At 52.6% G+C, this 23,146-nt stretch carries 18 protein-coding genes; 9 read left to right on the top strand and 9 right to left on the bottom strand.

Annotation, left to right across the window (positions count from 1 at the left end; translation table 11 throughout):
• Positions 1-18: 18 nt before the first annotated feature.
• A complete protein-coding gene (locus tag OQ371_RS04700) occupies positions 19-543 on the bottom strand; it encodes a hypothetical protein (protein ID WP_265992627.1) in 525 nt (174 codons plus the stop codon).
• A gap of 76 nt (positions 544-619) precedes the next feature.
• On the opposite strand from OQ371_RS04700, the gene OQ371_RS04695 reads away from it, so the two are divergent.
• Complete coding sequence (locus OQ371_RS04695) at positions 620-1,711, top strand: LuxE/PaaK family acyltransferase (RefSeq protein ID WP_265992626.1); 1,092 nt, start codon at positions 620-622, stop codon at positions 1,709-1,711.
• On the opposite strand, the gene OQ371_RS04690 is transcribed toward OQ371_RS04695, so the two are convergent.
• The gene (locus OQ371_RS04690; protein WP_265992625.1) at positions 1,708-2,859 is read right to left on the bottom strand and encodes a sigma-54-dependent transcriptional regulator; all 1,152 of its coding nucleotides are present in this window, start codon (positions 2,857-2,859) and stop codon (positions 1,708-1,710) included. The genes OQ371_RS04695 and OQ371_RS04690 overlap by 4 nt on opposite strands.
• Before the next feature lie 399 nt (positions 2,860-3,258).
• On the opposite strand from OQ371_RS04690, the gene OQ371_RS04685 reads away from it, so the two are divergent.
• A complete protein-coding gene (locus OQ371_RS04685) occupies positions 3,259-6,438 on the top strand; it encodes a SusC/RagA family TonB-linked outer membrane protein (protein WP_265992624.1) in 3,180 nt (1,059 codons plus the stop codon).
• A 2-nt stretch (positions 6,439-6,440) separates the two neighbouring features.
• The gene (locus OQ371_RS04680) at positions 6,441-7,973 is read left to right on the top strand and encodes a SusD/RagB family nutrient-binding outer membrane lipoprotein (protein WP_265992623.1); all 1,533 of its coding nucleotides are present in this window, start codon (positions 6,441-6,443) and stop codon (positions 7,971-7,973) included.
• Positions 7,974-8,027: 54 nt separating this feature from the next.
• Here OQ371_RS04680 and OQ371_RS04675 read toward each other — a convergent pair whose 3' ends face one another.
• Complete coding sequence (locus OQ371_RS04675; protein ID WP_265992622.1) at positions 8,028-9,008, bottom strand: pyruvate dehydrogenase complex E1 component subunit beta; 981 nt, start codon at positions 9,006-9,008, stop codon at positions 8,028-8,030.
• A gap of 322 nt (positions 9,009-9,330) precedes the next feature.
• Here OQ371_RS04675 and purH point away from each other — a divergent pair, with 322 nt between their 5' ends.
• The 3 genes from purH to gatC are packed head-to-tail and all read left to right on the top strand — an operon-like array spanning position 9,331 to position 11,884.
• Positions 9,331-10,848, top strand: a complete 1,518-nt coding sequence (gene purH / locus OQ371_RS04670) for a bifunctional phosphoribosylaminoimidazolecarboxamide formyltransferase/IMP cyclohydrolase (RefSeq protein WP_265992621.1) — start codon at positions 9,331-9,333, stop codon at positions 10,846-10,848.
• Positions 10,849-10,850: 2 nt separating this feature from the next.
• Positions 10,851-11,585: a lysophospholipid acyltransferase family protein gene (locus tag OQ371_RS04665; protein ID WP_265992620.1), complete on the top strand. Its 735-nt coding sequence runs from the start codon at positions 10,851-10,853 to the stop codon at positions 11,583-11,585.
• A gap of 11 nt (positions 11,586-11,596) precedes the next feature.
• Positions 11,597-11,884: an Asp-tRNA(Asn)/Glu-tRNA(Gln) amidotransferase subunit GatC gene (gene gatC / locus OQ371_RS04660; RefSeq protein WP_265992619.1), complete on the top strand. Its 288-nt coding sequence runs from the start codon at positions 11,597-11,599 to the stop codon at positions 11,882-11,884.
• Positions 11,885-11,910: 26 nt separating this feature from the next.
• On the opposite strand, the gene folK is transcribed toward gatC, so the two are convergent.
• The 3 genes from folK to OQ371_RS04645 form a co-directional block, all read right to left on the bottom strand.
• On the bottom strand, positions 11,911-12,402 hold the full coding sequence (folK, locus tag OQ371_RS04655; RefSeq protein WP_265992618.1) for a 2-amino-4-hydroxy-6-hydroxymethyldihydropteridine diphosphokinase: 492 nt from the start codon (positions 12,400-12,402) through the stop codon (positions 11,911-11,913).
• A gap of 181 nt (positions 12,403-12,583) precedes the next feature.
• On the bottom strand, positions 12,584-13,366 hold the full coding sequence (locus tag OQ371_RS04650; protein WP_265992617.1) for a TspO-related membrane protein: 783 nt from the start codon (positions 13,364-13,366) through the stop codon (positions 12,584-12,586).
• Positions 13,367-13,437: 71 nt separating this feature from the next.
• Positions 13,438-15,426 (bottom strand): CHU_0125 family OmpA-like outer membrane integrity protein, encoded by a 1,989-nt coding sequence (locus OQ371_RS04645; protein WP_265992616.1) that lies wholly within the window; start codon positions 15,424-15,426, stop codon positions 13,438-13,440.
• 388 nt (positions 15,427-15,814) lie between these two features.
• On the opposite strand from OQ371_RS04645, the gene OQ371_RS04640 reads away from it, so the two are divergent.
• Complete coding sequence (locus tag OQ371_RS04640; protein ID WP_265992615.1) at positions 15,815-17,368, top strand: polysaccharide biosynthesis C-terminal domain-containing protein; 1,554 nt, start codon at positions 15,815-15,817, stop codon at positions 17,366-17,368.
• On the opposite strand, the gene OQ371_RS04635 is transcribed toward OQ371_RS04640, so the two are convergent.
• The 3 genes from OQ371_RS04635 to OQ371_RS04625 all read right to left on the bottom strand — a co-directional run bounded on the left by OQ371_RS04635 (position 17,354) and on the right by OQ371_RS04625 (position 21,141).
• The gene (locus OQ371_RS04635; RefSeq protein WP_265992614.1) at positions 17,354-19,630 is read right to left on the bottom strand and encodes a sensor histidine kinase; all 2,277 of its coding nucleotides are present in this window, start codon (positions 19,628-19,630) and stop codon (positions 17,354-17,356) included. The genes OQ371_RS04640 and OQ371_RS04635 overlap by 15 nt on opposite strands.
• Positions 19,578-20,330 carry an ABC transporter ATP-binding protein gene (locus OQ371_RS04630; RefSeq protein ID WP_265992613.1) on the bottom strand — a complete coding sequence of 251 codons (753 nt, stop codon included), beginning with the start codon at positions 20,328-20,330 and terminating at the stop codon, positions 19,578-19,580. Before OQ371_RS04630 ends, OQ371_RS04635 begins: the two co-directional genes overlap by 53 nt.
• Before the next feature lie 82 nt (positions 20,331-20,412).
• Positions 20,413-21,141: an MlaE family ABC transporter permease gene (locus OQ371_RS04625; RefSeq protein WP_265992612.1), complete on the bottom strand. Its 729-nt coding sequence runs from the start codon at positions 21,139-21,141 to the stop codon at positions 20,413-20,415.
• A 147-nt stretch (positions 21,142-21,288) separates the two neighbouring features.
• Here OQ371_RS04625 and OQ371_RS04620 point away from each other — a divergent pair, with 147 nt between their 5' ends.
• Both OQ371_RS04620 and OQ371_RS04615 read left to right on the top strand, forming a co-directional pair.
• Positions 21,289-22,029 (top strand): SDR family oxidoreductase, encoded by a 741-nt coding sequence (locus tag OQ371_RS04620; protein ID WP_265992611.1) that lies wholly within the window; start codon positions 21,289-21,291, stop codon positions 22,027-22,029.
• 174 nt (positions 22,030-22,203) lie between these two features.
• On the top strand, positions 22,204-23,118 hold the full coding sequence (locus OQ371_RS04615; RefSeq protein WP_265992610.1) for an ROK family protein: 915 nt from the start codon (positions 22,204-22,206) through the stop codon (positions 23,116-23,118).
• Positions 23,119-23,146: the final 28 nt, after the last annotated feature.

The following is a 23,146-nucleotide window of genomic DNA, read 5'->3' as shown; positions in this document are numbered from 1 at the left end:
AAGCACTGCGTACTTCGGTTAGAAACTCAAAGGAATCGAGATCGTGTCGGTTTCCACGACGTTGCTGACGTTCATGCTGCGGTCGCGAATCCGGATGGCGAATTTGACCGGCGTTAGTTTGGCGTTCCGTGAGCGCAGGAAACTTTGGGAAAAATCCAGCTTGCCTTCCAGCGGACTCGCTTTGTCATCGGGTTTCAGACGCGGAAAAAATAGTTTGTTCAGGACGGGCAGATCAACATACTCGAACCGGCCATTGACCAACTGATAAACTTTCAGCTCGTAATTGCCCCATTCCGCGTATTTGATGGTATCGTTGCGGGCATCCGGTACTTCGCCCAGATCGCCGTCGCCATCCTCAAACTTCACCGTAATAACAACCGAATCTTTCGGAATCTGGGAAAAATCGTCGAAAGCCGGGTAAGAACTTACTACCGGCGCACTGATGGAGGGCACATTGCTGAAATCAGGCGGCTCAAGACAACCCACGAGCAGGGCCGCAATGCCGAAAAAAAACAGACCGTGCCGAATAATTCGCGTAGACATTGTGTTAATAGACTATTGTTACCAGTTAGTGTTTACCCGACTGGCGCCCGCGTCGCCAGCCCATTTTTTCATTAAGTTGTCACCATCAAGCATTCGTCAGGACCTTCGCAACCAGATTGCCCGGTTACAACCGGCTGATCGGTCGGCGTTTACCGCCACGGCGCTGGCCGTATTTCGATACCAGGCCCAATTCAATCCGATTTACAGCCGCTACCTGAAATTCCTCAAGGTTCAGCCTGAAAATATACAACGGATTGAGCAGATTCCCTTTCTGCCGATCGCTTTTTTCAAACACCACCCCATACTGACCCGGTCGCAGACCGGTGCAAAACCGTCGCTCGAAAGCCTGCTGACGTTTGCCAGCAGCGGAACAACCGGGGCGGTAACCAGCCGCCACTACGTAGTCGATCCGGCTCTGTACGATACCGTTAGCCAGCAGTTGTTCGAACAGGTGTATGGTCCGCTCGGCCGCTTCCATATTCTGGCCCTGCTGCCGTCATACCTTGAACGAAATAACTCGTCGTTGGTGTATATGGTTCAGCGGTTTATTGAAAAAACTGGCTCTTCCGTTTCCGGTTTTTTTCTGCACAATACGGCTGATTTAACGGCAACACTCCGCCAACTGGCCGAACAATCCGAACCCGGCCGTAAGATCCTGCTCATTGGCGTAACGTTTGGGTTGCTCGACTGGGCCGAGTCCGACACGGATTTCTCATTTCTGCAAAAATTACCTGAGTTGATCGTGATGGAAACCGGCGGGATGAAAGGCCGGCGGCAGGAATTGCTCCGCGAAGAAGTCCACGAAGTGCTGACCCGGCGGCTGGGGGTTTCGGCCGTTCACTCGGAATACGGGATGACCGAACTGCTTTCACAGGCGTATTCAACCGGGGGGGGCGTTTTCCGGATGTCATCGACGCTGCGGATTCTGCTTCGGGATGTTAACGATCCATTTTCCATTTATCCGGAACCGGACGAGCGGTCGGCTTCGGAACAAACCGTCCGGCTGACGGGTGGAATTAACGTGATCGATCTGGCAAATCTTGATTCCTGCAGTTTTATCGAAACGCAGGATTTGGGCCAATACGAACAAGAAACGCCCGATGCGTTTCGTGTCATCGGGCGTTTCGATAACTCAGATGTTCGAGGGTGTAATCTGATGGTACTTTAAGCGTACATTTCTACATCATAGCGTGTAATTTTATCACCGCACAAAATAACCAGCCGCTCAATCACATTCCGAAGTTCGCGGACGTTACCGGTCCAGGGCAGCGATTGCAGGTACTCCATGGCATCCTTCGTGATTTCTTTGGGCGGTGCACCGTATTCGTTGGCGATATCGTTCAGGAATTTTTCGGCCAGCAGCGGAATATCTTCCCGGCGTTCGGCCAGCGGGGGCACGTGGATGCGGATAACGCTCAATCGGTGAAACAAGTCCTCCCGGAAGTTGCCTTCCTGAATTTCACGGCGAAGGTCTTTGTTGGTAGCGGCAATCACGCGGACATTGACTTTGATTTCCTTGTCACCGCCCACGCGGGTGATTTTACTTTCCTGCAGCGCCCGCAGCACTTTGGCCTGCGCCGTGAGACTCATGTCCCCAATTTCATCCAGAAACAGCGTACCTCCATCGGCCTGTTCAAACTTCCCGGCACGTCGGCTGGCAGCGCCCGTAAAAGCTCCTTTTTCGTGGCCGAATAATTCACTTTCAATCAGCTCGCTCGGGATGGCTGCGCAGTTTACTTCTACCAGCGGCATGGACGTCCGGTTGCCTTTTTCGTGGATTTGCTTGGCCACCATCTCCTTTCCGGCTCCGTTTGCGCCCGTAATCAGGACGCGGGCTTCGGTGGGAGCTACCCGTTCGATGGTTTCCTTCACCCGACGAATGGGCTCGGAGTCGCCCACAATTTCGTTGAGCTTGTAAATCTTCCGCTTCAGGGTTTTGGTTTCCGCGACCAGCTTCGATTTTTCGATGGCGTTTCGTACGGTCACCAATAGACGATTCAGATCCGGGGGTTTAATGATGAAGTCAAAAGCTCCTCGTTTGGTCGCTTCTACCGCGTTTTCGACGTTGCCATAGGCGGAAATCATGATAAACTGGGTTCCCTTGCCGATATCCGCTGCTTTCAGGAGAAGTTCAAGCCCATCCATTTTGGGCATTTTGATATCGCAAAGGGCTACATCATAGCTGTTCTGTTTAATAAGCTCCAACCCTTCTTCGCCGTCTTTGGCTTCATCAACTTCATAGCCCTCATACTCAAGAATATCGCGGAGTGCATCCCGGATGCTTTTTTCGTCGTCAATGATGACTAACCTAGCCATAAATCAAAATTTCTTTAAAAATAACCCGGCTTATTGTCCGGAAAATGACACGTACTGATCTGAATTTTAGCGGAAAATAATAGAAACAGATTTCAATAAGCAAGCGCATCCCTGTTTTTTTAGCGCGCATGAAAGAAATACATTCATAAAGGGTTTTTGTTCTAAAATGAAGCAATTAAGTAAGACAAATAAACAGACATTTCCTGTACGATAATTCAATTTTTAAAAATTATTTAATCCTTAAACCAAAAGTGAGTAGTAGAAAATATCTAATAAAAGCCTTGTAATATCCTAAATGTAAATGCAAATTAGGGTAATGGGCCTCTCAGGACAGGTACCCATCCTTTAAATTCTGTACGCTTGCCTTTTTACCATTTATTTTTAAACCTCCATCTCTTTATGCGTTATTCTACCTTCCTATGTAGCCTGTTAACCTTATGGCTCAGTGCCTTATTGGTAGCAGGGGTTCAGGCACAAGACCGGCGAGTCACCGGAACTGTTGTTTCCAGTAAAGACCAGCAGCCGATTGCCGGAGTTTCTGTTTTAATCAAAAATACAACCCTGGGTACCTCTACCGATGCTGACGGCAAATTTACTATCAGCGCACCCGCTAATGCAGTTCTGGTATTCAGTTCCATCGGTTTTCTGGGACGGGAGGTACCGATTGGTAACCAGACCGTGTTAACCGTTACGCTTGAAGAAGGCTCTCAAAACCTCAATGAAGTGGTTGTAACGGCCCTCGGTATTAAAAAAGAAGCCAAACGGCTTGGGTACGCAACAGCCAATGTAAGCTCCGAACAGATTACCACCAACCGCACGGTTAACTTCATGAACGCCCTGCAAGGCAAAGTTGCGGGGGTGAATATTTCCAGTCTGGGAACCGGGGCGGCCGGAACCAGCAAGATTCGGATTCGGGGCCAGTCGTCGTTTTCCGGCCAGAACAACCCGCTGATTGTGGTCAACGGGGTGCCCATTGATAACACCAACTTCGGCCAGAACAACGGAAATACCGGCAGCGACGGCTCGGTTGGCAGCCGGGATCGTAACTATTCCGACGGCGGTGACGGGCTTTCGTCCATCAACCCCGACGATATCGAGGGCATGACCGTGCTGAAAGGGGGGACGGCTGCGGCCCTCTACGGATCGCGGGCCAAGGACGGGGTCATCATGATCACCACCAAAACCAAAGGCAGCGGACAGGGCATCGGGGTGGTTTACAACACCAACTTCACCACCGACCAGCCGATGGATTTTACGGATTACCAGTACGAATACGGGCAGGGCGAATACGGCGTTCGGCCAACGGCGCCCAACCCGACCTCGGGCGTATGGAGTTTCGGGGAAAAGTTTAACGGGCAAACGCAGGTCCTGTTCGGCGGAGTGACGGTGCCGTACGAACCCGTTCGTGACCGCATCAAGAAATTTTACCGCACCGGATCGACCTGGACCAACTCCGTTTCGGTTTCGTCGGGCAGCGACCGGGGAGGCTTTAACCTGTCCATATCCAATACCGACAACAAAGGAATTACGCCGAACAACACGTTCAACCGGAAAACCGCCAACCTCGGCTTTAGCTACAACCTTTCGCCCAAGCTGACGGTAACAGGAACAATCAATTATTCGAACGAATACAACAAAAACCCGCCCCAGATTGCCCAGCAGGACAACAGTACGCCAACGGTTGTGTATACCATGTCGAACTCCATGCCGCTCGACGTCCTGGAGGCCAACCAGATCAACCCGGCAACCGGTAATGAGTACATCTGGTCGCGGTTCCAGAATCGGACAAACCCGTATTTCGTTCTGAGTCAGAAGTTTGAAAACATCCGGCGCGACCGGCTGCTGGGTAATCTGACCGCCCGCTACAACTTCACCGACTGGCTGTACCTGCAAGGGCGCGTTGGGCAGGATTTCTGGTCGCGCGATCAGGATTACAACTTCCCGACGGGCCAGGCTTCGCTGGCGGCCGCCCCGGCCGGTTTCGTCAACGGAGCGTACGTGCAGGAAGCCCGCCGGTTCCGCGAAATCAACGCCGACTTCCTGATTGGATTGAACCGGACCTTCGGCAAATTCGGCATCGACATTACGGCCGGGGGCAACCAGTTGTACCGCCGGAGCGACGTAAACAGCGTGCTGGTGACAGACTTTATTGTACGTGGGCTTTACATTCCGCAGAACGGCCGCGTGAAAGACCCGACGTACGGTTTGAACGAACGGAAAGTCAACTCGCTGTACGGAGCCGCCGAATTGTCGTACAACGAAGTTCTGTTTCTGAACGTCACGGCGCGAAATGACTGGTTTTCGACGCTGGCGCCGGGCAACCGTAGTATTTTGTATCCGTCCGTTACTGGTAGCTTTGTCTTTTCGCAGGCTTTCAACAACCTGCCCGGCTGGCTGAATTTCGGGAAAGTTCGGGCGGCCTACGCACAGGTTGGTAGCGATGGGGACGTTGCGCCCTATTCCAACAACCTGTTTTACAGTGTAGCGGCCAACCTGTTCCCGAATCCGTCGGGGCTGGGTCAACCCGTTGGGAACATTACCTCGGGTACCGTGCCCAACGCTACGCTAAAACCCAGCCGGACCGCCGAATCGGAAGTGGGGCTTGAACTGAAGCTGTTCAACAGCCGCGTTGGGGTGGACCTGACGTATTACAACAAAACGACCAGCGACCAGATCGTGGCAGCTCAGACATCCGATGCTTCGGGGTATACGAACACATTGATTAACAGTGGTAAAAGCCGCAACCGGGGCGTAGAGCTCCTGCTGACGGGATCGCCCGTTCGGACGAAGGATTTCTCCTGGGATATTACGGTAAACGGTTCGTATAACGAGACGAAACTGCTCCGGTTGTTGAGTGATACGATTCCAAATGAACAGATTGTGGTCGGAAACGGGATTTACGTCGGTGACCTGCGACACGTAGTCGGGCAACCGCTCGCTCAACTCTATACGTTCGGCTATCAGCGCGACGCCCAGGGCCGGATCGTTCACGGCGGGGATGGTCTGCCGGTTCGGACCTCAACGCCAATTTCCTTTGGTTCGGCGTTGCCCAAATACGTGGGCGGTATCACCAACTCGTTTACCTACAAGGGAATTAATCTGTCGTTCCTGATCGACTTCAAACTGGGTGGCAAAATGATTTCGGGTACCAACCTCAATGCGTTCCGGCACGGTTTGCAGAAAGAGACGCTGGTGGGCCGGGGAGAAGCCGACAACAAAATGGTGGGTGTGGGCGTCAACGAACGCGGAGAAGCCAATGCCGTCCGGGCCTTCGTGCAGGATTATTACTCGGTGGGCCGGTCGAAAAGTCTGGGCGAGCAGGTGGTGTACGACGCCGGTTTCTGGAAACTCCGCCAGATTTCGGTGGGCTACGATTTCACCAAGATGTTGCCCAGCAATCTATTTATCAAAGGAATCCGGCTGAGCGCCGTGGCCAACAACGTTGCGGTTCTGAAAAAATGGGTCCCCAACATCGATCCCGAGCAATTCGGCTTTAGCTCCGACAACCTGATCGGTCTTGAGTCAACGGGCCTCCCCATCACCCGCAGCATCGGCTTCAACCTTAACGTTCGATTCTAATCATGAGAAAATCACTTATTTATATACCGTTAGTTGCCTTGTTTCTGGGGTCTAGTTCGTGCGAAAAAGGGTTCGACGGGCTGAACGTCAACCCCACCGCAGCGACCGCGCTAAATCCGTTGTTTACCTTCAACAACGCGATGATTAACACTACGTTTCCCGGGCAGACGCTGGTTTTTGAAACCGCCATTGTGCAACAGATATTTACACCTAACTCAGGAATCGTTGCCGGAGCTAACTACAACATCGATAACCGGGGGCCCACGGGGGCCAATACGGGCATCTGGCAACGGTATTACCGGGATGTCGTGCGTTACCTGGTGGATGTAATTGACAAAACCAAAGCCGATGCCAACCGGACCAATCTCTACAACATGGCCCGAATCTGGAAGGCCTACGCGTCGATGGTGCTGACGGACAGTTATGGCGATATTCCTTATTCGCAGGCTGGGCTAGGTTTTCTGGGGGCCAACGTAACCCCCAAGTACGATACGCAGGAAAGTATCTACAACGATATCCTGAAGGAATTAACGGAAGCAACGGCGGCCCTGGATGCCACCAAGCCCACCGAGGCCGGGGATATTATGTACGGCGGAAACATCGAGAAGTGGAAAAAATTGGGAAATTCCCTTTTGTTGCGGGCTGGTATGCGGCTGGTCAAAGTAAACCCGACGCTGGCGCAATCAACCGCGGCCAAAGCCTTTGCCGGCGGAGTCATGACGGCCAATACCGACAACGCCCTGATTCGCAACAACCCCAACTACCAGAACCCGGTGGGCGGAACGCTCAATTCAACGGAAGCCGCTAACTTCTACCTCACACGTAGTTTTGTGGATTACCTCCGCACCAACGAAGACCCCCGGCTGGCTTCCATTGCCGCGCGGTACGTAGGAGCCAAAAGTGGGGCAGAACAGACAGCCGCCCGTCTGAACCGCGATCCGTCGGTGCAGATCGGAATGCCGCTCGGCTTCGACAACGGGACCATTCCGGCGCAGGCTACGGCGGATAAACTGGCGAGTTTCTACGATTATTCGCAGGTGGACCGCACCCGGCTGGCCCGGCTCGATGCGCCAACGTTTATGGTGACAACGGCTCAAACGCAGCTCCTGCTGGCGGAAGCGGCTCAGCGGGGCTGGATTACCGGCAGCGCGGCTGATTTTTACGCAGCAGGCATCACGGCCCACATGCAGCAACTGGGCGATGCCGACGCCAATTCGGCGGTTCCGGCGGCTGCCATTACGGCGTACCTCCAGAAACATCCGTACGTGGCGGCTAACGGCCTGGAGCAAATCAACACGCAGTATTGGGTAGCTTCGTTTCTCAACGGCCCGGAAGCCTTTGCCAACTTCCGGCGGAGTGATTTCCCGAAACTGACGCCCAACCCGTATCCCGGCAAGGAAATCAAGGGTGAGTTTATCAACCGCATTTCGTATCCGGATTCCGAACTGTCGGTGAATGCGGCCAATTTGAGGGAAGCGACGTCGCGGCAGGGCCCGGACAATCTGGACACCCGCGTCTGGTGGGATAAGCCGTAGTGTCAAACGAAAAAGGGCCGCAGTTGCGGCCCTTTTTCGTCAGGAAGAATGTTCTTATTTTTTGTACATCACGGCATCAACGGCTTCCAGCGTGCGCTTTACGTTGGGCAGAATCACCTCGATCAGCGTGGGAGCGTACGGCAGCGGCAGGTCCAGGCTGTTGACCCGAATGACCGGCGCATCCAGAAAATCGAAGGCTCTGCGCTGAATGGTGTACGCCAGTTCGGACGAAATAGCGGCCAGCGGCCAGGCTTCTTCCACCACAACGCAGCGGTTGGTTTTCTTGACCGAATTAACGACGGTATCGTAGTCAATCGGCCGGACCGAACGCAGGTCAATCACTTCCGCCGAAACGCCGTTTTTAGCCAGTTCTTCGGCGGCTTGCAGGGCCACTTTCATGAACTTGCCGAAGGAAACAATCGTCACGTCATTGCCTTCGCGTTTGATGTCGGCTTTGCCAATCGGAATCAGGTATTCTTCTTCCGGAACCTGGCCTTTATCACCGTACATCAGCTCCGATTCCATGAAAATAACCGGATCATCGTCGCGGATGGCCGACTTCAGCAGCCCTTTGGCGTCGTACGGGTTCGACGGCACCACCACTTTCAGACCGGAGGTGTTGGCGTACCAGTTTTCGAAGTTTTGTGAGTGTTGCGACGACAGCATCCCGGCGTTTCCGGTCGGTCCGCGGAACACGATCGGGTTGGAATATTGACCGCCCGACATCGACATGATTTTGGCCGAGCCGTTGATAATCTGGTCGATGGCAACCAGTGAAAAGTTGAACGTCATGAACTCAATAATGGGCCGCAAGCCGTTCATGGCCGCACCGGCACCAATACCGGCAAAACCCAACTCGGCAATGGGCGTATCGATGACCCGCTGAGGACCAAATTCATCGAGCATACCCTGGCTAACTTTATACGCTCCGTTGTATTCGGCTACCTCTTCGCCCATCAGGAAGACCCTTTCATCCCGGCGCATTTCTTCCGACATGGCTTCGCGTAGGGCTTCGCGGAATTGTATTTCTCTCATTGTATGTGAGTTAGTTGTCGTCTGCTTTTAAAAAACGGTCAAAAATAGGGAAAACGGTCTAAAAGAGCAATTCAGATTTGATGCGGGTAGCAAACCCGTCGTTTACGGTGGTTCGTATACCCGATTAGAACTGAGAATTTCAGAAAGTTAAAACTCCTTTTGGCTCAGAAGTCTGCGTTCCGAAGCTTTCAATTATCTTTGCAGGCATTTAACACTCTGATTACCTCTGATGTTCTCGGATCAACTCTGTGGCATACCTTTTTAGGCGGTTATGCGGATAAAACAGAGAACATCGGAGGGCACCAGGGAAATAATTCTCTTTATGTCGAAGACCATTCAATCAGCACTCATTTCGGTTTATTACAAAGACGGTCTGGAGCCGCTGGTCCGGCTGCTGCACCAAAACGGCGTTCTGTTGTACTCAACGGGAGGAACCCAGACGTTCATCGAGCAACTGGGCATTCCGGTAACGGCGGTGGAAGACATCACCGGGTATCCGTCCATATTCGGCGGACGCGTCAAAACCCTGCACCCCGTCGTTTTCGGCGGAATCCTTTACCGCCGGAATCTGGCCGAGGATGTTGCCCAGGCCAGCCGTCACGATATCAACCCGATTGATCTGGTGATTGTTGATCTGTACCCCTTTGAAGAAACCGTTGCGTCGGGGGCTTCGGACGAAGACATTATCGAGAAAATCGACATTGGCGGTATCTCCCTCATCCGGGCCGCTGCCAAGAACTACGAAGATGTCCTGATCGTGTCCTCGCGCGATCAATACGCTGATGTGGTAAACCTGCTGACGGAAAAAGCAGGCGCTACGGACTTGGAAGACCGTCGCCGGTTTGCGAAAGAAGCGTTTGCCATGTCGTCGGGCTACGACCGGGCCATCCACAACTATTTTGCCGGCTCAACTGCCAATGGCAGTGATTTCCGCCAGCTTCCGGCTCAGTCGCTGCGGTACGGCGAAAACCCGCACCAGCAGGCCACTTTCTACGGGGATCTGAACGCCCTGTTCGACCAGTTGAACGGGAAGGAGTTGTCGTACAACAACTTGGTTGACGTGGATGCCTGTGTGAGCCTGATCGACGAATTTACGGATACGACATTTGCCATCATCAAGCACACGAATGCGTGCGGGGTGGCAACGGCTCCAACGGCCAAAGAAGCGTATCTGAACGCGCTGGCCTGCGATCCGGTGTCGGCGTTTGGCGGGGTGATTATTACCAACGCGAAAGTTGACCTGGAAACGGCGGAAGAACTAAACAAGCTGTTCATGGAAATCCTGATTGCGCCGGATTTTGACCAGGAAGCCCTGACGTTGCTGGGTTCGAAGAAAAACCGTATCCTGCTGAAACGCAAACCGGTAGAATTCAGCCCGAAGATGTTCAAGACGCTGTTAAACGGGGTGCTGGAACAGGATAAAGACAACCAGACCGAAACCGCTAGCCAGTTTACAACGGTAACGGAAAAAGCTCCTTCCGACAGTGAACAACGAGCGCTCGAATTTGCGCTGAAAATCTGTAAACACACCAAATCAAACACCATTGTGCTGGCCAACGACGGACAGTTGCTGGCCAGTGGCGTAGGCCAAACCAGCCGGGTCGATGCGTTGAAGCAGGCGATCGAAAAAGCCCGGGTGTTTGGGTTTGATTTGAAAGGCGCGGTCATGGCGTCCGATGCGTTCTTCCCGTTCTCCGACTGCGTTGAAATTGCCGGAGAAGCTGGTATTACGGCGGTGGTGCAGCCGGGCGGTTCCATCCGCGACAAAGACAGCATCGATGCTTGTAACCAGCGTGGTATGGCTATGGTGACCACGGGCGTTCGCCATTTCAAGCATTAATTATGATATACACAATCTGGTGCGGTTTCTGGTTTCTGGCGCTGTTTGCCGTGCTGTTTCCCTTTATGTTCATTTTTCTGCAACGGGAAGAATGGAAGCCGTACGCGCATAAAATGAATTACGTCTGGGGGCGGTTATTCTTCTGGGTCATCGGCATGCCGGTTCGGGTTGAATACCGCTTCCGGCCCGACCCGGGGCAGACGTACGTTTTTTGCTCCAACCACTTTTCGTACCTCGACATTGCCGTGATGGGCGTTATCATCCGGAACTATTACGCCTTTGTCGGCAAAAGCGCGATCAAACGTGCGCCGTTTTTTGGGTACATGTTTGCCAAACTGCACATTCAGGTGGACCGGAGTCAGGCCAACAGCCGGGCCTATTCCTTGTCGAAGGGCATCCGGACGCTGAAAAGTGGCCGCAGCATTATGATTTTTCCGGAAGGGGGCATCAAGGCCAAACACCCGCCCAAAATGTTCCATCCGTTCAAGGATGGTGCTTTTACGATGGCCATTCAGCAGCAGGTACCGATTGTTCCGATTGCGTTGCTGAACAATCACGAGATTTTTCCGGATAAGAAAAAGCTCCGGATGCACTGGCAACCGATTCGGGCGGTCGTTCATCCGCCCATTGAGACGAAAGGGCTGACTCAAGCGGATATCGAGCGGTTAAAAGAAGAAACGTACCGGGTGATCGACGAATCGCTGATGAATCAGTCGGCCCGGGTGGTAGTGAATTAATTGGCTAACCTATGAAAGTTGATCACGAAACCTTACACAAAATTGCGCACCTGGCCCGGCTTGACGTGCGGCCCGAGGAAGAACAGCCTTTAGTCGAAAGTCTGAATGACGTGCTGACCTGGATGGAGCAGCTCAACGAAATTGATACCACCGGCGTCGAGCCGTTGACGCACATTTCAAGCGAACTGAATGTTCTGCGCGAAGACGTCGTTGCGCACCAGCTTCCGCGCGAGCAGGCACTTGAAAACGCACCCGACAAGACGGATCAATACTTTCAGGTGCCGAAAGTGATCGAATAAAAAAAGAGTGTGTGGACGCCAGATGGCTACGGCGTCCACTTTTTTACCTCGCCCGTATCCTGGCATTCCGCCAGCAATTGCTCATTTGTTTTCTGGAATACCGGGTGAACAAAGTCCGGTGCAATTTCCGCCAGCGGCACCAGCGTAAAGCGTCGCTCGTGCAGGAAAGGGTGCGGAATGGTTAGCGTATCGCGCTGCTGCACCCTATCATCGACGTACAGCAAATCAATATCAATGACGCGGCTGCCCCATTTCTCGCGTCGGACCCGGCCCAGACGATTTTCGATGGCCTGCGTTTTCTCCAGGATTTCTTCGGGCGGAAAAACGCTCAAAACCTTCAGAACCTGATTTAAAAAAGCGGGCTGGTCGGTGACGCCCCAGGCTGCGGTTTCATACAGCGACGATTGCTGCAAAACCGGCCCTACGTCAACACGAATCTGCTCCTGCGCTTGCTGTAAGGTGGCAACCCGGTCGCCCAGGTTAGCGCCTAACAGAAGAAAAACCGTATAGGTGGTCATGCGTCAACACGGTTTGGGCCGAGTCTTTTGAAGGAAATCGGTTTTTTCGGGATAATCATGTTGGTTCTGCCGTTGGCGGTTTTCGGGTTGATTAGTCAATACCGGCAACGAACCCGCAAACGTGCAAAAAATGGGCAAAACCCGCAAGGTTTTACGCACGCGGGTTTTGCCCTCTGCCGGATTAGCTGAAGGTAGGGGTTGGGTGGGAAGGCGACTTCGGCCGTTGGAAAAAACTGAAAAGCAGCACGGCCGCGGCAACGATGGCCCCAAAAACCGCTACGAATGATACCGAGCCGTTGCCCTGCTGACCGGCCGCAATGGCGGAATATGCCCAGACAAACACCGTCAGGTAAGAAAAACTGCGGATTCTACTGAAGACGTAAAGACCGATGACCAGACCAACGACAATCATGATCTGAGCCCAAACCGGACCGCTGATTCCCCAGCCATTCCAGCCACTGGATTGCAGCCATACGCACACGTTAGCAATGGTGGCAACGGTAACCCAGCCGAAATAAAGTCCGAACGGAACGCGGGCCAGCCATTTTTCGGCCGCCGGGATTTGTCCTACGTTCAGACGAAGACCAAGGTTAATGCCATACAGGGTATACAGAAGACCGGCAATGAATAGAACGGAAACAAAAAGCCACTCATTCTGAAAAATTGGTAACCACAAGCTGTTGAATAAACCGTTTAGAAGCACCAACGGACCAATGGCACGGAATCGCGGATTGGTTCGCTGCGAAGGCAGCGCCTGATAAACCGCGAAGCCCAGCAAGCCAAGATAGATGACGCCCCAAATAGAAAAAGCAAAACCGGCTGGTGTGAAGTCGGTAAAGTGTTTATTCGATACCTGCGCGTTCGTCTGCCCACCGAACGGCAGTGCGTTCGACAGGTAGTTCATAATGATGGTTGAGATGACGATGAAAACAACCAAAAATTGTCGGGTTTTATCGCTTTTCATACAAAAAAACGGGTTAAATAGCTGCCTATTTAACCCGTTTGATGCGGTAAAGTTTAGACCCCCTTTCGAATTTAAAAACTCAGGATTTTGAATTCCGTCCGGCGGTTGCGCTGGTGTTCGTCTTCGGTTTTTGCGTTTTTGACGATGAGCTGCGTTTCCCCGTAGCCTTTCGCAATCATTCGTTCGGCGTCGACTCCTTTCGATACAATGTAATCAACGGCCGCCTTCGCCCGGTTCTGCGACAGGCGTATGTTATAAGCGTCAGCGGCACGAACGTCCGTGTGCGAACTCAGCTCAATTTTGAGCGTTGGGTTGTCCTTCAGAATCGTAACCAGCTTATCCAGCTCCTCGGCGGCATCGGGCCGGATGTTGTATTTATCCAAATCGTAGTAGATGTTCTCCAGTACGAACGTTTTGCCCAGCGTTACTTTGTCGAGCAGAACCGGTACTTCAAACGTCGTGTCGGTTTCGGCTTTTTTCAGAAAAATCGGCGGAATGCTCCGGCCCTGCATCGTGAACTGTTCCCGTTTGGTCAGGTAGCCCGGCCGCTCAACCAGAATGGTGTAGTCCTTTCCTTCTTTCAACGGATACTTCCCGAACGTGCCGGGCTTGCTCGTCAAGGTCTGGGCAATGGGCGTCTCAACCCCGTCTTCGATAATCCGAACCGTGGCCGAATCCAGCGGGGCCTGGGGCGAAGCATTTTCCGAAACCGTACCGGCAAGGAAATACCGTACCCGTTTCGGCGCTTCGGCTGGCGGGTTGGTCGCGATGGGCGGATTTTCGGTGGTGCCTTCCGAGTCGTCGAAGTAATAAATATCGTCGTCGCCTTTGCCGCCTTCACGGTTTGAGGCAAAATAGCCTTTGTGGTTATTGATCAAAACCAGCCCGAAATCGTCCGCCGGTGAATTGATTGGCACGCCCAGGTTTTCAACGGAAATGACGCCCTGCGACCGGGTAGCTACGAAAAGATCAAGCTTGCCCAGCCCCGGGTGCCCGTCGGAGGCAAAATACAGTTTGCCGTCTTCGGCCACGTACGGGAACATATCGTCACCGGGCGTGTTGATGTCGCGGCCCATGTTGACGGGGCGACTGAACCGGCCCGATGCGTCCATGTTGGTGCGGTAGAGGTCGATGCCGCCCACGGAGCCCGCGCGGTTGGAGGCAAAGTACAGCGTTTTGCCGTCGGCCGAGAACGCCGGACTGCCGTCCCAGGCCGTCGAGTCGCTGATGGGCAGTCGGGTAGGCTCGCTCCAGGTATTGTCCGTTAAGCGGCTGATGTACAGATCAACATCCAGCCCGCCTTTGCGTTTGCCGTTATTCCCCCGCGCAAACACCATGGTTTTGCCATCTTTCGAAAAGGCGGGCGTGCCTTCGTTGACGTCTTCCTTAAAAATGTTTGAACTAAACTTCTCCGGGTTATTGCCGGTCTCGTCGGGTTTTTGGCCCAGCTTGATTTTGTAAATACCGGACATGGGCAGGCCGTTATTCTTGTAAACCTTTTCCTTCCGCGACGACGTAAAAATCAACTCCTCCCCCCGAATCACCGGCGCATATTCCGAACCCGGAGAGTTAAGGTTTCCGATGTTTTTGGGTTGAAAAGCAATTTTCTTCTGACTGATTACCTCGATAGCCCGCAGGGTTTCGGCTTCGCGCCGGGCTTTTTCGAGGTTTACTTTGCTGGCCGGTTTTGAAGATACGTACTGGTCGAGCTGAGCGAGCGCTTCCAGGTAGCGGCCCTGCGCCTTCAGGGCGTAGGCGTAATGCATTTTGGCGTTGGCTTCCGTCGTACCGGATTCAATGGCTTTCTGGTAGAACGGTGCCGCCTGCGGAAAACGGTTCGACAGGCGGTACGATTCGGCCAGCAGGTAGTTCAGCCGGGCTGCATCCTCCACACCTTTCCCGTCAGCGGCTTTCTGTAAACTTTCAATGGCCAGGTTGTATTCGCCCTGTTCGAACTGTCGAACGCCTTTTTTATACATCTGCATGGCGGAGTTGCATCCAGCCAGCCCGACGGCCAGCCCCAGCGCCACCAGCAGCGAATAGGAGGTACTGATTTTCATAGGGTTACTGTAATGGTATGCTGAGTTTACCGCCAAGTTAATTATTTATCGCTTGGCTCTACATTTTAACGACAAGAAGTCCATTTTATTGGCGAAAAATCGGGTGGGAAACGGGACCGGTAGAAATAATAAATCCCGCCGGATACCAGCGGGATTTTTCGAGAATGACGCAATTGAATAGTAAACATTGGTTGAAGCCGAAAAGTTTAGGGGCTGAAAAATAGGTGAATTATTTTTCAAAATTACTTCAGCTATCCGGCATGTTTTGTAATTACTTCGAACGAAGGCGGTTTTGTCAGGCAGATTGCGGCTGATTCAGATCGGGTTGCTGGCAGAAAAACACCGTTGGTTAATGCCGGAAAACCTATCTTTGTACTAACGAAATAATATGAGCGGATTTAAAAAGTTAGCGAGCGATACGGCGCTTTACGGGATCAGCACGATACTGGGGCGAATGCTGTACTGGCTCATGGTACCGTTGCACACGCGGGTGTTTCCCCGCACCGGCGAACTAGCCTCAAACGTGGAGTTGTTTTCCTACGTGCCGGTTTTGCTCCTGGTTTACACACTTAGCCTGGAAACGGCTTTTTTCCGGTATGCGACCCGGCAAAAGGAAGACAAGCAGAAGGTGTTCAACGAAACGCTGAGTATTGTTCTAACCATCAGCATCGTCGCTACGGCCCTCATTGTCCTCTTGTCCTCCCAGATTGCCGACTGGCTTGATTATCCGGGGCAGGAGAATTTCATTAGCTGGGTGGCCATGATTGCCGCCACGGACGCAATTGTTGCCATTCCGTTTGCCCGGCTACGGGTCGAAAACAAAGCCCGGGAGTTTGTCAAGGCAAAACTGATCAATATCGCCCTGAACGTTGCCCTGAACGTTTTCTTTCTGGTCATCTGCCCGCAGATTTACAACGGCGACTACCTGCTTTTCCTGCAACCCGCCATTGATTTGTTCTACGACCCGTCCGTTGGCCCCGGCTACATCTTTCTGGCCAACCTGATTGCCAATTTGCTGTACTTCGTGCTGTTGCGTAAAACGTTTGCCGGATTCCGCTTCCAACTCGATAAACCGCAGGTAAAGGTTCTGCTGACGTATTCCTTTCCACTGATGCTGACGGCGCTGGCCGGTAGCATCAACATGCTGACCGACCGCTGGTTTCTGCGCCCGCTGCTGCCGGAGGGCTTTTACCCGGGTCTGACTTCGGAGGACGTACTCGGTATTTACGGAAACTGTTATAAGCTATCGGTTTTTATGGCGCTGGCCATTCAGTCGTTCAAGTTTGCGGCTGATCCGTTCTTCTTCTCCCGCGCCGAAGACAAAAACGCGCCTGGTTTGCTGGCCGAGGTCAACAAGTGGTTCATCATCATCTGCGTGATTATCTGGGTCGGCATCAGCCTGAATCTGGACTGGATTGGGCTGTTTATCGGGAAGACGTACCGGCAGGGGCTGGATGTGGTGCCCATTTTGTTGCTGGCCAACCTGGTGCTGGGCGTTTATTACAACATTGCTTTCTGGTTCAAGCTAAGCGACAAAACTGCCTACGGAACCGTTATTACGGTATTGGGGGCCGGGGTGACGGTTATTCTGAACGTTCTGCTCATTCCAATCATGGGCTACATGGGCTGCGCCGTTGCGTACCTCGTGTCTAGCGTCGTGATGTGCGTGACCTGTTACGTGCTGGGCGAAAAGCATTACCCCGTTCCCTACGACGTTCCTTCGGCGCTGATTTACGTATTCAGTGGCGGTTTGCTCATTTACATGGCCTCCCAGATTGAAATCTCCAACCTCTGGGTTTCAATCCCGTACCACCTGCTGCTGTTTCTGCTGTACATCGGAACGATGCTGGTCATGGAGCGCAAAACGTTTATGCCGCTGCTGGCAAGGGTGCGGAACCGGGGCGGCCGCAAGAACATCGTTCAGGAGTCAAACAACGGGTAGCACGAGGATAAACTCCGAGCCCTGCCCCGGCCGGCTTTCCACGGTTAGGGTTCCGCCGTGCCCTTTGGTGACGATGTCGTAACTGAGCGACAGACCCAGCCCGGTGCCTTCACCGGTGGGTTTGGTGGTAAAAAACGGCTGAAAGAGCTTTGTTTTTACCGCGTCGGTCATGCCCATACCGTTGTCGATCACGCGAACTTCGACCTGCCGGTCGGTAAATCTGGTTTTTACGGCCACGGTGGGCCGGTAAGGCTCCGTAGTCTGTTTCTGTTTTTCCTGAACGGTGTAAAAGGCGTTGTTAAACAAATTCAGCAACACCCGCCCGATTTCCTGCGGAATGATGTGAACCGGCACCGGATTCGGATCAAGATCAGTCGCCAACTCGCAATTGAATGTACTGTCTTTGGCCCGCAAACCGTGGTAGGCCAGCCGCAGGTACTCATCACAGAGCTGATTCAGGTTACTGGCCTGCCGTTCGCCCGTGCTGTTGCGGGAATGCGCCAGCATACTCTGAACGATGTGGCTGGCCCGGTTGCCGTGGTGCGAAATTTTCTGAAGATTCAGCTTAAGATCACCCAGAAGTTCTTTTTCCAGTTCCGGATCACGATCCGGCTTCTGCTGCTCCTCTTCAAGTTCGGTCAGCAATTCCGTACTTACTTCCGAGAAGTTGTTGACAAAGTTCAGCGGGTTTTGAATCTCGTGGGCAATACCGGCGGTTAGTTCACCCAGGGAGGCCAGTTTTTCCTTCTGAACCAGTTGGTCCTGCGTTGCCCGCAGGTTTTCGAGCGAGGTCTGTAGCTGGGCGGTCCGTTCTTTTACCTGCTGTTCCAGCCGTTCGTTCTGGCTGGCAATCAGGCGACTCCGCTCTATTTCGCGCTCTTTTTCGAGCTGCTCTTTCTCAATGGCCTGCTGAACTACCCGTTTCCGGGCCAGGTTATAGCGGTTGAGCAGCGCACCGGAGAAAAAGATGATCATCCAGGCAAAGCAGAACGTTTCAATGTACCCAAAATTATACCAGTACTGGTCGGTCAGATTGATTTTGTACAGCCTGTACAACAAGAGGTTCATCAGCGTGAAGAGCCAGAGGGTAAACAGAGGAGCCGTTGCGATGAGGGTAAAACGGGCATCATGCGAACCCCGTCGGATCATTTTTACGATGACGATGGTTAGTAAAACATAGATGACCCGAATCAAAATTTCCAACAAATCAATCGCGATTGCCGGTGCAATGAAAGAGATGCGGAACATAAAAAACTGAACCACATTCATCAACGCCAACAGCACCAGGGAAAAAGTAATGGCTTTGTTCAACCGGGTCAGCTCCGGCCCAGGCTGGATGAAATTTCGGATGGCCTGAATAAAAAAGGTGTAAAAAACGAGGAAGAAAAAGACCTGTGATGCCTTGTAGAGGTAAGGCTGTTCGGGAAAGAGCGTTAATTGGAGGTTGAATCCGTTGCGGTCCAGATTGAAGAACAGCAGGCAAATGGCAAAATAGAGGTAAACTTTGTCTCTGATCGAAAAAAAGATATACAGGTTATAACAGACCGCCAGGAAGAGAATTCCGATGGTAATTCCTTCAAAAAAGTAGTCCTCCCATTGCCGATCGACCCGAATTGACTTGTAGACGGAATGAATACGCTGTTGCTCGGTTTCCAGCCGGGGCGCAAGGAACGTGAGCTTTGGGTACCAGAACGGATTTTCGGAACGTTGATAGAATGTGATTTGCTCGCCGGGCCGGAGCTGGAAAAACAAGCGGTAGCGTTCCTGATCGGCGTTGTGAACCGGTAGCTGGCTGCGCGGGATCAGCTCTCCAGTCCGTTGGTGGTGCCAGCGTCCGTTGGTGGTTTGTGCGTACAGGTCAAAATAAGCGGCATTGAACTCGCACAGAAACAACTTCAGGTCGTGGTCGAGCGAGTTTTTGATCCGCATCCGAAGCCAGCAGACGTGGGTGTTTCGGTTGGGGTTTCTGTTGGCGTCAAAATGGAAGTCAGAACGGCGCCGTACCTGGTCGAAAGTCAGATCGCCCGCCCGGTCTTCGAGCAGCTGAAAATGGGCGGTATCAATTTGATAAACACCCGTATCCTTTTTAATCTCGAAAACCGGTGGCCAGGGTTGCTGGGCAACACCGACGGACAGCAAACCCAGCCAGAAGGCAAAAAAGGCGCCTGCCTTACCCCATACATGAATGTAAAACCCGTTTTTCTCGGTCTTAGTGCCGGGAGCTGGGGTCACGCAGGAGCTTGTTCGCGTAAATAAACTCATTCAGTTCAGGAACGTTTGAATGCGTAAGAGTTGCGCTGTTTCCTTCCCAAAGCTTCTTTCCTTTGTAGAGAAACATGATTTTTTCGCCGATTTCCATCATGGAGTTCATGTCGTGGGTGATGACAACGGTCGTGATCTGAAATTCGTCGGTGATTTCCCGGATTAGCTCGTCGATTTTGATGGAGGTCAGCGGGTCAAGGCCGGAGTTGGGTTCGTCGCAAAACAGGTATTTGGGGTTCATCACGATGGCCCGGGCAATACCGACCCGCTTTTTCATCCCGCCACTGATTTCTGACGGCATGCGGTCGGCGGCCGCTTCCAGCCCCACCCGTTGCAGACAAAACTGGGCACGTTCCCGCTTCTCGGCCGACGACATATTGGTGAGCATATCGAGCGGAAACCGGACGTTTTCCAGCACGGTTTTGGAATCGAATAAAGCCCCACCCTGGAACAGAACGCCCATTTCACGCCGGATGGCTTTTTGCGTGTCCTGGTCACCGGTCAGGAAATCGCGGCCGCTGTAGAGCACCTGACCAACCTCGGGTTTGACGAGGCCGATCATGCATTTGAGCAAAACGCTTTTTCCGGTACCGCTGCCCCCAATGATCAGGCTGGTGTCGCCGGGCTTGAATGTCCCGGAAACGCCCGCCAACACCGTGCGATCGCCGAAGGTTTTTTGGATATTTTTAATTTCGATCATGATGCTTGGGTTGTTACACAGAGTTCATCCGAGGCTATCAACGTGTGCCGGAAAAATTTCTGTTCTGTGTAACCATCTCTTTTTACAACAACAACTGCGCTAATAAAAAGTCCGCAGCGAGCACCGCAATGCAGCTATTGGTGACAGCGGCCGTCGATGCCTGGCCCACTTCCAGAGCGCCCCCCGACGTATAGTAGCCTTTGAAGGACGAAATGGTCGAAATCAGGAAGGCAAATACAACGGATTTAATGAGCGCAAAGGCGATGTTAAACGGATTGAAGTCGGAACGCAGCCCGTAAATGTATTCTTCTGACGTAATGAGTTTGGCTAACGTACCGGCAATGTACCCGCCGTAAATGGATAAGAAACCGGCTAGAATCACCAGCATCGGAAAGGTGATCATGGACGCCAGCACTTTGGGGAGAATCAGGTACGAACTGGAGTTAATGCCCATGACTTCCAGCGCGTCAATCTGCTCCGTAATGCGCATCGTGCCCAGACCGCCCGCGATGTTGGACCCCACTTTTCCCGATAGCACTACACAGGTAATAGTAGGGGCCAGTTCAAGCACCGTCATGTCCCGAACAATCAGCGATATAATGTACGTCGGAACAAACGGACTCACCATGTTATAAGCCGTCTGAACACAGGTTACTGCTCCAATGAATGTGGATACAATGGAAACGATAAAGACGGAGTTGATGCCGATTTGGATGCATTCGTCCAGAACCAGCTTGGTGTAAACCCCAAATTTTTCACGGTTCCGGAATAAGGAGCCTAAGAAGATAAAATAACGTCCGAGATAATGCATAAGCACAAATAACAACAAAACTACCGTAAAGATAGAACGGTTTTGTGCGTATCTTGCCAAAAAACATCAAAGAGTCAATAGTCATTAATGAACAATCTTTCGTAGATAGTATAGATTGGAAAGGGCTAATGACCATTGGCTGGTTCTATGAATCCATTACTAGTAGTAACAGGCGGCACAAAAGGCATTGGCCGGGCCGTGGTTGAACGGTTTGCGGAGGGCGGTTTCGACGCCGTAGTCTGCGCCCGTAACGAGCAGGATTTGCGGCAGATTAAGCACGATATTGAGGGATCGGTTGCGGAGGTGCTGGAAGGCTTCGATGATGCCGTCGTTCCAACCATTTTTCCATTTGCGGCTGATCTGGAAAAACGCACCGAGGTTGATCGGCTGATCGAGTTTATCCGGAGCCTGGCCCGTCCGGTCAGCGCGCTGGTCAACAACGTCGGTATTTTCCTGCCGGGCCAGATTTACAGCGAGCCGGAGGGAACGTTTGAAACCACCATGAACCTCAACGTAGCCAGCGTTTATCACCTGACGCGCGGCCTCATCGGCGACATGATGAACCAGCGTAGTGGTCATATATTCATGATGGGGTCCACCGCCAGCATTACGGCCTACCCTAATGGCGGCTCCTACTGCATTTCCAAGTTTGCCCTGCTGGGGCTGGCCAAAGAACTCCGGGAGGAGATGAAACCATACGGGGTGAAAGTCACGACGCTGCTGCCGGGGGCTACGTATACGGATAGCTGGGCCGCATCCGGTTTGCCCGAAACACGGTTTATGCAGGCTGCCGATATTGCCGAGGTGATTTGGTCGGCCTATCATTTGTCAGCCGGAGCCGTGGTTGAAGAAATTCTACTCCGGCCCCAAATGGGGGATATTAAATAGAACGTAACAGGGAAGCGGCCGGGCCAACGAACACAGCGCTGGTGTAACCTTAGTGTAACTAACCACGATTGAATGATTGCAATACGCTACTGATTCCATGCTTCCTTCGTATCTTGCGCCCTCATCAGCAAAAATTTAACAGAAAAGTATTCTTTTAAACATAAAACTCCAGTAATGGAATCTGTTCAATATTTGGGTATCGACGTCGGTGGTACCAATGTTAAAATGGGAATTGTCGACGCACAAACGGGCAATATTTCCAATTTTTACAGTCATGATACCGCCAGCTGGCGCGAATCAGGGCATTTTGTCGAGCGGTTTGCCGACGCCATTGCGCTTCAACTGTACGCACACAAAGAGATCAAAAAAGTGGGTATTGGTTTACCCGGGATGATCAACCGGGAGCGCACCGTCCCCCTGGAAATCACTGCCATCCCCGAATTGAACGGTGTTCCGCTGGTTGAAAAGCTCAACAAACGGTTTCCGGATGTTCAGTTTTTTCTGGAAAACGACGCCAATGCGGCCGCGCTCGGCGAATTTTATTTTGCCGACGAAAAAATCGATGAGAACTACATTTTCATTACGCTCGGTACGGGCGTAGGAGGAGCGGCCATCATCAATAAAAAAGTATTCGTCGGGGGCGATGGCAACGCCATGGAGCCCGGACATATTCCCTCGCGGAACAACCGGGTGCTGGAGCGCAACATCGGCAAAAAAGAATTGCTGGATTTGGCCAACCAACGCCGGGAAGAATTTGAAGGCGCTACCCAACTGCCCGCCGATGGCAGCATTTCAACAACCAGTCTGGTCGCTGCGGCCGCCGTGGGCGACGAACTGGCACTGCAAATCTGGACAGAAGTGGGAGAGATGCTGGGCGACGGTCTGGTGGCACTTATCCGGGTACTGGACATTAAGCAAGTCCTGATCGGGGGCGGCTTGTCCGCTTCCTATGACTACATTCTGCCCGCGGTTCAGAAGCAACTGGATTTCTGGCTGACTCCGTATTATCAGAACGGACTTTCGCTCAAGCGCGCTACCCTCGGCAATGACGCGGGGCTGCTGGGGGCGGCATCGCTGTGTTTTGAATAGAACGACCAATAATTCAATGGCTGACAGG

This window comes from Larkinella insperata, assembly GCF_026248825.1.
GTDB classification, from domain to species: Bacteria; Bacteroidota; Bacteroidia; order Cytophagales; family Spirosomataceae; genus Larkinella; species Larkinella insperata.
The sequence above is the reverse complement of the archived record's forward strand: the minus strand, read 5'-3'. Positions and strand labels throughout refer to the sequence as shown.

Coding starts and splice junctions, on each gene's coding strand:
- folK (WP_265992618.1), bottom strand. CDS start 12,402: ATGACCACCTATACGGTTTTTCTTCTGTTAGGCGCTAACCTGGGCGAC.
- OQ371_RS04635 (WP_265992614.1), bottom strand. CDS start 19,630: ATGAGTTTATTTACGCGAACAAGCTCCTGCGTGACCCCAGCTCCCGGC.
- OQ371_RS04650 (WP_265992617.1), bottom strand. CDS start 13,366: ATGAAAAGCGATAAAACCCGACAATTTTTGGTTGTTTTCATCGTCATC.
- gatC (WP_265992619.1), top strand. CDS start 11,597: ATGAAAGTTGATCACGAAACCTTACACAAAATTGCGCACCTGGCCCGG.
- OQ371_RS04700 (WP_265992627.1), bottom strand. CDS start 543: ATGTCTACGCGAATTATTCGGCACGGTCTGTTTTTTTTCGGCATTGCG.
- OQ371_RS04690 (WP_265992625.1), bottom strand. CDS start 2,859: ATGGCTAGGTTAGTCATCATTGACGACGAAAAAAGCATCCGGGATGCA.
- OQ371_RS04625 (WP_265992612.1), bottom strand. CDS start 21,141: ATGCATTATCTCGGACGTTATTTTATCTTCTTAGGCTCCTTATTCCGG.
- OQ371_RS04615 (WP_265992610.1), top strand. CDS start 22,204: ATGGAATCTGTTCAATATTTGGGTATCGACGTCGGTGGTACCAATGTT.
- OQ371_RS04645 (WP_265992616.1), bottom strand. CDS start 15,426: ATGAAAATCAGTACCTCCTATTCGCTGCTGGTGGCGCTGGGGCTGGCC.
- OQ371_RS04680 (WP_265992623.1), top strand. CDS start 6,441: ATGAGAAAATCACTTATTTATATACCGTTAGTTGCCTTGTTTCTGGGG.
- OQ371_RS04640 (WP_265992615.1), top strand. CDS start 15,815: ATGAGCGGATTTAAAAAGTTAGCGAGCGATACGGCGCTTTACGGGATC.
- purH (WP_265992621.1), top strand. CDS start 9,331: ATGTCGAAGACCATTCAATCAGCACTCATTTCGGTTTATTACAAAGAC.
- OQ371_RS04685 (WP_265992624.1), top strand. CDS start 3,259: ATGCGTTATTCTACCTTCCTATGTAGCCTGTTAACCTTATGGCTCAGT.
- OQ371_RS04675 (WP_265992622.1), bottom strand. CDS start 9,008: ATGAGAGAAATACAATTCCGCGAAGCCCTACGCGAAGCCATGTCGGAA.
- OQ371_RS04620 (WP_265992611.1), top strand. CDS start 21,289: ATGAATCCATTACTAGTAGTAACAGGCGGCACAAAAGGCATTGGCCGG.
- OQ371_RS04630 (WP_265992613.1), bottom strand. CDS start 20,330: ATGATCGAAATTAAAAATATCCAAAAAACCTTCGGCGATCGCACGGTG.
- OQ371_RS04665 (WP_265992620.1), top strand. CDS start 10,851: ATGATATACACAATCTGGTGCGGTTTCTGGTTTCTGGCGCTGTTTGCC.